Source organism: Mesorhizobium sp. M7A.F.Ca.CA.001.10.2.1, assembly GCF_003998575.1.
In the GTDB taxonomy this organism is placed as follows: domain Bacteria; phylum Pseudomonadota; class Alphaproteobacteria; order Rhizobiales; family Rhizobiaceae; genus Mesorhizobium.
The window spans coordinates 1-8,383 of the sequence record NZ_RZQY01000227.1 but is presented as its reverse complement, the minus strand read 5'-3'; the positions used below and the strand labels follow the sequence as shown (position 1 = coordinate 8,383).

At 63.6% G+C, this 8,383-nt stretch carries 8 protein-coding genes; 4 read left to right on the top strand and 4 right to left on the bottom strand.

Annotated features, from left to right (window positions below; translation table 11 throughout):
- On the bottom strand, nt 1–411 hold a 411-nt coding region (locus EN964_RS16290; protein WP_164775838.1), incomplete at its 3' end, for a GNAT family N-acetyltransferase.
- A gap of 221 nt (nt 412–632) precedes the next feature.
- On the opposite strand from EN964_RS16290, the gene EN964_RS16285 reads away from it, so the two are divergent.
- Nucleotides 633–1,091: a CAP domain-containing protein gene (locus EN964_RS16285; protein WP_373565061.1), complete on the top strand. Its 459-nt coding sequence runs from the start codon at nt 633–635 to the stop codon at nt 1,089–1,091.
- Nucleotides 1,092–1,093: 2 nt separating this feature from the next.
- Here the strand turns inward: EN964_RS16285 and EN964_RS16280 are convergent, their stop codons facing one another.
- The 3 genes from EN964_RS16280 to EN964_RS16270 form a co-directional block, all read right to left on the bottom strand.
- A complete protein-coding gene (locus EN964_RS16280) occupies nt 1,094–2,626 on the bottom strand; it encodes a DHA2 family efflux MFS transporter permease subunit (RefSeq protein ID WP_127269394.1) in 1,533 nt (510 codons plus the stop codon).
- A gap of 306 nt (nt 2,627–2,932) precedes the next feature.
- Nucleotides 2,933–4,114 carry an HlyD family secretion protein gene (locus tag EN964_RS16275; RefSeq protein ID WP_127271614.1) on the bottom strand — a complete coding sequence of 394 codons (1,182 nt, stop codon included), beginning with the start codon at nt 4,112–4,114 and terminating at the stop codon, nt 2,933–2,935.
- On the bottom strand, nt 4,111–4,590 hold the full coding sequence (locus EN964_RS16270; protein ID WP_127267049.1) for a MarR family winged helix-turn-helix transcriptional regulator: 480 nt from the start codon (nt 4,588–4,590) through the stop codon (nt 4,111–4,113). The genes EN964_RS16275 and EN964_RS16270 overlap by 4 nt, the downstream gene beginning before the upstream one ends.
- A 194-nt stretch (nt 4,591–4,784) precedes the next feature.
- Here EN964_RS16270 and EN964_RS16265 point away from each other — a divergent pair, with 194 nt between their 5' ends.
- From EN964_RS16265 to EN964_RS16255, 3 genes are all read left to right on the top strand, one after another.
- Entirely contained in the window at nt 4,785–5,393 is a 609-nt protein-coding gene (locus EN964_RS16265) for a CDP-alcohol phosphatidyltransferase family protein (RefSeq protein ID WP_127267050.1), read from the top strand.
- A gap of 39 nt (nt 5,394–5,432) precedes the next feature.
- On the top strand, nt 5,433–7,217 hold the full coding sequence (locus EN964_RS16260; RefSeq protein ID WP_164748934.1) for a bifunctional alpha/beta hydrolase/class I SAM-dependent methyltransferase: 1,785 nt from the start codon (nt 5,433–5,435) through the stop codon (nt 7,215–7,217).
- 5 nt (nt 7,218–7,222) lie between these two features.
- Nucleotides 7,223–8,383: phosphatase PAP2/dual specificity phosphatase family protein (locus EN964_RS16255; RefSeq protein WP_164775837.1), on the top strand; the 1,161-nt coding region annotated here is incomplete at its 3' end.

Sequence of the window (8,383 nt, the reverse complement as noted above, 5' to 3'; positions counted from 1 at the left end):
CCACGCCTCGATGCGATTGAGCAGGAAAAACCGATGGCCGCAAAGAGCGACGGCAGCAGCCGCTTCGGTCATCAGACCTCTGCCCCAGAAGTCCGGATGCAACTCGTAGCCGATCTCGCCGCACTTCGATTTAGGGACGAACCAATTGTAGCGAATCGCACCGGCCATGGTCTTCGAAGCGCGATCCTCGATGATCCAGGCGCAGCCTTTGCCAGTAGGAAAGACCTTGCACATCCATCTCATTGCCCGATCCGCCACCGCCTTGGACGGCGCATCCCGCCAGTTCGAGAACCGGGTGACCTCGGGGATCGACAGGATATTCCGGAAGGCATCGGCATCTTCGAGGGCCGGAGCGCGCAGCAGCAGACGGGCTGTAGAGAGCGTCGGGAAGGTGCGGGCAGTTTTTGGCATCGGATTCTCACCTCACTCGGGACACCTGGACTATTGCCCGAAAGGGGGCGCTTCAACACTTCAACATTACGCGATGCATTTTTTTGCGAAAAACCAAACGTATGGGTTCTCGCGCAATTTTCACCGCTTGCCCGTCAAAAGCCATGATCGCGACTATTCAGACAGGAATGGCCATTGATCATTCCCATTCCATCGAACCGCGCCCGATGCCGAGCAGGCGCATGGTGCTGACCGGCCTCGCAGCCTTGGCGGGCCTCGCCGCCTGCAGCACCGTTTCACTGCCGTCAGGCGAAGGCGCCGGGGTCTCCTCCTCCGCCACGAGCACGCTGGCCAGCATCCGCGTCTCGGCCGGGCTTGCGCCGCTGGTCCCCGACCGGCAGCTCGAACAGGCCGCCCTGCAGCAGGCTGGCTACATGGCGCAGCGCCGCCGCATGAGCCACACCACCGGCTGGGGCAAGGATTTCGCCTCGCGCGTCAGGGACAGTCGAATTTCCGGTGCCGCGGCGGAGAACATCGCCGAGGGTCGTTTCGACCTCGAGAAACTGTTCGACATCTGGGTGCATTCACCAGGCCATCGCCGCAACATGCTCGACCCGCGCTTCACCCGCTTCGGCCTTGCCTATGTGCGCGATGGCAGCGACAGCAAGCTCCGTTACTGGAGCCTGGTGCTCGGGAAATAGAGCTAATCCATATGCGCTGCCGGCGCGCCGCCGGCAGGCGCCTGCTTGGGCTTGCGCAGCAGGAAAACAAACGGGATGGCAAGCAGCGTCATGACCATGAGTATTTTGAAGTCATTGACGTAGGAAATCATCATCGCCTGGAGATTGACCATGCGATCGACCTGCGAAAGCGCCGTCGGATCGCCGCTCGCGGCTGCCGGAGAGACCGCCCAAAGATTTGGGTTGAACGGGTTGATGAAGGCCGAAAGCTCGGCGTGGTTGACCTGCGTGTTGCGCACCATCAGAACCGTCACGACCGACACGCCGATGGACGAGCCAAGATTGCGCACCAGGCTGAACAGGGCCGTGGCATCGGTGCGGAAGCGCACGTCAAGCGTGGCGAAGGCGACGGTCGACAGCGGCACGAACACCATTCCCATGCCCAGCCCCTGGATGACGCCGGAGCTGATGATCAGCCAGTTGTCCATCTGCGGCGTGAAGCTGGACATGGTGTAGAGCGACTGCGCGGTCAGGAGGAAACCGATAACGACCAGGATCCGGGCGTCGATCTTGCTCATCAGCCGGCCGACGACCAGCATCGAAATCATGGTGCCGACACCGCGAGGCCCTATGACGACGCCGATGGTGACGGTCGGATAGCCGAAGATGGTCGACAGCATTGGCGGCAGCAGCGACATGCTCGCCAGGATGAGCACACCCATGACGAAGATGAACGCCAGCCCGGTCACGAAATTGCGGTCAAGGAAGATCTTGGGATCGATGAAAGGGTGTTCCGCAGTCATGGTGTGAATGATGAACACCCAGAAGCCGGTGAGCGAAAGACCAAGTTCGATCCAGATCTCGACCGAGGAAAACCAGTCGACCTCGCCGCCGCGGTCGAGCAGCAGCTGAAGCGCGCCGACGCCGAGCGATATCATGGCGAAGCCGAAGAAATCGAAGCCGCGCACCCGCCGGGCAACGGCCGGCAAGTAGGCGGCCATGCCGAGAAAGGCGACGATGCCGACCGGCAGGTTGATGAAGAACACCCAGCGCCAGTTGAAATTCTCGGTCAGCCAGCCACCCAGCGTCGGGCCCAGAATCGGCCCCAGCATGATGCCGGCGCCCCAAATGGCCATCGCCTGGCCATGGCGTTCCCTGGGATTGATGTCGAGCAGGAAGGTTTGCGACAGAGGCACGATCGCCGCTCCGAACACGCCTTGCATCAGCCGGAAGAACACTATGCTCTCCAGGCTCCAGGCGATGCCGCACAGCATCGAGAATATGGTGAAACCGACCACCGCCGTCAGGAACAGTTCCTTGCGGCCGAAGCGGTCGGCCAGCCAGCCGGTGACCGGCGTCATGATGGCGGCGGCAACGATGTAGGAGGTCAGCACCCAGTTGATGTTGTCAGGCGAGGCGCCGAGGTCGCCGGTCATGGTCGGCAGCGCCACGTTGGCGATCGTCGTGTCGAGCGCCTGCATGACCGTCGCCAGCATGAGCGCGACCGTGATCAGGCCGCGATGCGGCACTTCTTTGAAAGGTTCGGGCGTGCTCATGGCGTGGAACTTCCAGCAGGTAACAAAAACGTGTACAAGGGGTTTCCGGGCGGCAACGCCTTCCGTTGAGAGACCCTCGTCGCGGTGGGACGCGATCGTCGATGTGGGGGTTACATCGACTGAAAGTCTCTGATGAGCGGATGCCTGCCGCCCGGAAACATGAGGACCGACGGGTCCGCGTCGGAGATTTCAGATTTCGGCCAGGCCGCGACGCGGCAGCGCCAAAACGCTGATCCTTCCAGCTCCTCCCATCAGACCAATCCTGCTATTCACCTCCGCCGCTGGTCCTGCGGCAATCTGTTGACGTTACTGCGCGGCCTCGCCAGCCGTGGCGTGACCAAAGATCGAGGGCAGGCCACGCGCCACGCCGGTGTCGACGGTAACGGTGGCGCTCATGCCGGTGCGCAACGCCATCTTGGCGTCCGCATCGATCAGTTCGAGACGAACCGGGATACGCTGTGTGACCTTGACCCAGTTGCCGGTGGCATTTTGGGCCGGCAGCAGCGAGAACTCGGCTCCCGTGCCGGCGCCGATCGCCTTGACCGTCGCCTCGAAGGTGCGCCCTGGATAGGTGTCGACCACGATCTCGGCCTTCTGGCCGGGCTTCATGTGGGTGAGCTGCGTTTCCTTGAAATTGGCATCGATCCAGGTGTCACCGGTCTCGACCAGCGAAAACAGCGGCGTGCCGGAACCGACATACTGACCGACCTTGAACGACGAGGCCTGGCTGACGATGCCGTCCGCCGGCGCCTTGACCGTTGTCTGGGCCAGGTCGTAGGCCGCCTTGTCGCGCGCGGCGAGCGCGGCCATCACGGTCGGGTGCTTGTCGGTCTCGATGTCGGGATTGCCGCCAAGGCCTGCCTTGGCGCTGATGATGCCTTGCTCGGCAACCGCCAGCTGCTGCTTGGCCTTGTCGAGATCGTTCTTGGCTTCGTCGAGCGACGATTTGGCGTTGATGCCCTTCTGGGCGAGATCGGCGGCGCGGTCGAACTGCGACTGGGCGAAGGCGACCTGGCTGGCATCGGACTTCTGCTGAGCCATCGACTGGCCATAGGCCGCGCGCAACTGCTCGACATTGAGACGCGCGCCCGCAACCGCGGCGTCGGCCTGCGCCAGCGCGATCCGGTAGGGCTCGGGGTCGATGGCAAACAGCTCGTCACCCTGCTTGACCAGCTGGTTATCGAAGATGTCGACCTTAACGATGCGGCCGGCCGTGTCGGAAGCGATCGACACCTTGGCCTGCTGCAGATTGGCGTTCTCGGTCTCCTGATAGCGGCCGCCGGTGACCCAGACATAGCCGCCGCCGACAGCCAATGCCGCAGGCAGCGCGACCATCAGCAGGAAGCGGCCCAGCCGGCGCTTTTTCTTCACGGGCACTGGGGCCGGCTGCACCGGGGGAGCAACCGCCGGCGGGGCCGCGGCCGGCTGCGCCGGCGCTTCCATGTCCAGTTCGGTCACTTTCTCGTCTATCTTGGCTACCGCGTTCATGCTGCTGCGCCCTCTATATTCTTCACTTTTTCAATGGACGGCGTCTCGTCGTCGGTCAGGTTGCGGACCATCGCCTCAAGCCCTTCGATGAGGACGCGACGGGCTTCCGGCTTCACGCCGACCAGCGATTCCTCATAGACTTCTCCGGCAATGCTCTTGATCACGGCGTAGGCATCGCTTGCCTTGGGCGTCAGGAAGATCATGCGGACGCGACGATCGGCGGCGTCGGACCGACGCTCGATCCAGCCTCCCTCTTCCATGCGGTCGACCAGGCGCGAAACGCTGATCGGCTCGATTTCGAGAAGTTCGGCCAGCCGCGCCTGCGCGACACCGTCTTCCTTGGCAACGCGGACCAGAAGCCGCCATTGCGCCGAAGAAAGCCCCAAGCCACTGGCCCTCGCCTCGAAGCGCTTGCGCATCAAGCGCTGCACGTCGTGGATCAAGAAGCCCAATCTGTCGATGCCATCGGAAACCATGAGCGAGATATATAATAAGCGTGCTTACTATTCAAGACGCCGCGTTGCACGAGAAGCCGGCAAATGTGCATGGCAGCTTTGCCGGACCAATCATGGTTAGCGATTTGCGAACGCATGATGGCCGCGCCGCCTCTACACTGGTCGCGTCTGGCATATTGATGTACAGCCGCTGAACAGGATCGGGGGATCAACGCATGCCGACGCTTTACGCTCTCAAGCCGGCCTTCCAGGGTCGACTGCGGCCGCTGGTCAACCGGCTGGCGGCAATCGGGGTCACGGCAAACAGCATAACCATCCTGGCGGCCGCGATGTCGATAGCCGCCGGCGCGGCCATTGCGATCTGGCACGAATGGCGCTGGCTGCTGTTGCTTATCCCCGCGGTGATGTTCGTGCGCATGGCGTTGAATGCCGTGGACGGCATGCTGGCGCGCGAGCATGGCCAAGCCTCGACGCTTGGCATGTATCTGAACGAGTTGTGCGACGTCGTTTCGGACCTCGCGCTGATTCTCCCTTTTGCCGTCTTTCCCGAATTTGGCGCATGGGGCGTCGTCGCCTTCGCGATATCGGCCGTGCTGACCGAGTTCGCCGGCGTGCTCGGCATCGCTGCCAAGGTCGGGCGTAATTATGCCGGGCCGTTCGGCAAGAGCGACAGGGCGCTGGCGCTCGGCGTCGTCGCCACGCTGTGTGCCGCCGGGCTGTGGCCGGCATCGATAACGCCGTTTGTGTTTCCGGCCATGGCAACGCTTTCGCTGCTGACCGCCATAAACCGGATACGCGCCGGCATTATTGGCAGCGCCAGCTGAGCATCGAGGCTCGCCATGCCGCCAGAGGGGAAGACCATGATGCACGAACCGATCGCCGCCGCGGCCACGGAAAGCCTTGCGCGGCAAGCACAGGAGCGGGTTTTCCGCAGCCATGACGGGACGGAGATCTTCTACCGATTCTGGCCGGCGGCCTCCGCCGATGCCAAGGGCGCAGTGGTGCTCTTCCATCGCGGCCACGAGCATGGCGGCCGCATGGCCCATCTCGTCGATGAATTGCAGATGCCGGACCACGCCTTCTATGCCTGGGATGCCCGCGGCAATGGCCGCTCGTCCGGCGAGCGCGGCTATGCGCCCTCCTTCTCGGCGCTGGTGCGCGACATCGACTGCTTCATGCGCGAGACCGCTGCCAGGGATGGCTTTGCCACTCGGGATATCGCGCTGATCGCACAATCCTTCGGCGCCGTGCTGGCTGCCGCCTGGGTGCATGACTATGCGCCGAAGCTGCGCGCCATGGTGCTGGCCTCACCGGCCTTCTCGGTAAAACTCTACGTGCCCTTCGCCAAGGAGGGCATCGCACTCTGGCAGAAGATCAAGGGCCGCTTCTTCGTCAATTCCTACGTCAAGGCGAAATTCCTGACCCATGATCCCGTGCGCATCGCCTCTTTCGAGAGCGATCCGCTGATCACGCGGCCGATCGCCTCCAACATACTGGTCGAACTCTACCAGCATGCCGCACGCATCGTCAGTGACGCCCGCGCCATCACCGTGCCGACGCAGCTTCTGCTTTCGGGCAGCGACTGGGTCGTGCGCCACGGCCCGCAGCATGAGTTCTTCGTCAATCTCGGCAGCCGCACCAAGGAACGCCATGTGCTGCCTGGTTTCTTCCACGACACGCTGGGCGAGCGCGACAGGGCGCAGGCCCTCGACCTGATCCGGCCATTCCTGGCCAGGCAGTTCGAGGCAGCCGATGCGCCGGTCGACCTGAAGCAGGCGGACATCGCCGGCTACACACGCGACGAGGCCGATAGGCTTGCCTCGCCGCTCGCTCTGATGTCGCCAAAGGGCCTCTATTGGGCATTCAGCCGTGCCTCCATCCGCATGGGCGCCTGGGTCTCGCAAGGTATGAAGGCCGGCGTGACCACCGGCTTCGATTCCGGCTCGACGCTCGACTACGTCTACGAGAACAATGCGCGCGGGCTTACGCCTCTTGGCCGCGTCGTCGACCGCATTTTCCTGGAGGCCATTGGCTGGCGCGGCATCCGCCAGCGCAAGCTGCATCTCGAAGAGCTCATCGGCTCTTGCCTGGCGACGCTCAAGGCCGCTGGCCGGCCGGTGCACATTCTCGACATCGCGGCCGGCCATGGCCGCTATGTTCTCGATGCCATCGTGAAGAGCCCCGATCAGCCGGCGAGCGTTCGCCTGCAGGATTATTCCGACCTCAACGTCGAGCTTGGCCGCAAGCTGATCGCCGAGCGGCAATTGCCGGCTGATGTCTCATTCCAGCGCGCCGACGCCTTCGATGCCGACATGCTCGCATCGATCGATCCGGCTCCGGATCTTGCCATCGTTTCCGGCCTTTACGAGTTGTTCTCCGACAATGCGATGATAGCCCGCTCGCTCGGTGGATTGGCCAGCGCCATGCAGCCGGGAAGCCTGTTGCTCTACACCAACCAGCCCTGGCATCCGCAGCTCGAGATGATCGCCCGCAGCCTGACTTCGCATCGCGGCGGCGAGGCCTGGGTGATGCGGCGGCGCACGCAGGGTGAGATGGACCAGCTCGTCGAAGCCGCCGGTTTCGAAAAACTCGACCAGCGCATCGACCAATGGGGCATCTTCACCGTCTCGGTCGCGCGGCGCCGCTGAACAGCATGGTCTCATCGCCTGCCCCCACCGCGCGCACCGAGCCTTATGGACGGGTGATCGTCAGGGCGGCGCTGTGGCTGGCCTTCCTGGCGCCGTTCTTCTATCTCAGCTACGGCTTCGCCAACTGGCTGGCCTCGCGGCGCGACGAGGTCGGCAGCATCGTGTTCTCGTGGGAACACAGCATTCCGTTCGTCGCCTGGACCATCGTGCCCTATTGGTCGATCAATCTGTTCTATGGCCTGTCGCTGCTGCTCAACAACGACAAGCAAGGCGTCGACCGCCTGGCCGGGCGCTATCTCACCGCGCAGGTCGTCGCCGTTATCTGCTTCATCCTGTTCCCGCTGACCGCGACATTCGTGCGACCGGCGACGACCGGCCTGCCGGGCTTCCTGTTTGCCGTGCTCGGCGGTTTCGACAAGCCGTTCAACCAGGCACCCTCGCTGCACATCGCCCTTTTGGTGATCATCTGGGATCATTGGCGCCACCGGCTCCGCGGGTTGCTCCTGCCGCTCTGGCATGGCTGGAGCTTCCTGATCGGTGCCTCGGTGCTGACGACCTGGCAGCATCACTTCATCGACATTCCGACCGGCGCGCTGCTCGGGTTCTTTGCGCTGTGGCTGTTTCCGCGCAGCGGCGCGTTGCCGTTTTCAGGCTTCCGGCTGACCAGCGATGTGAAAGCGCGGCGGCTGGCGCGGTTCTACGCTCTGGGCGCGGTCCTCGCGCTGGCCGGTGCAGCGCTCGGCGCCTTGTTCTGCGCCGTCGCGCTCTTCCTGCTTTGGCCGGCGCTGGCGCTGGCCATCGTCGCCTTCGCCTATGCAGGAGCAGGCGAAAAAGTGTTCCAGAAATCCGCCGATGGCAGCATCACGCTCGCAAGCCGTGTCCTGCTCTTGCCTTACCGTCTCGGCGCCAGGGCCAACATATGGGCCTGGACGCGCAAACTTGCTCCCCAGGTGGCGATTGCCGACGGCGTCTTTCTCGGGCGCTTTCCCACGGCACGCGAGGCCAGCAGCTTCGGCACGGTCATCGATCTCGCCGCCGAACTTAAGAGGCCTGCGGCAGCCGATTGCCGCTGGATCAGCTTTCCGATGGTCGACCTGTTGCCGCCGCCAGTGGCGATACGGCAACAGGCAGCCGGCGCGCTGGAGAGTGCGCGCCGCGACGGCACC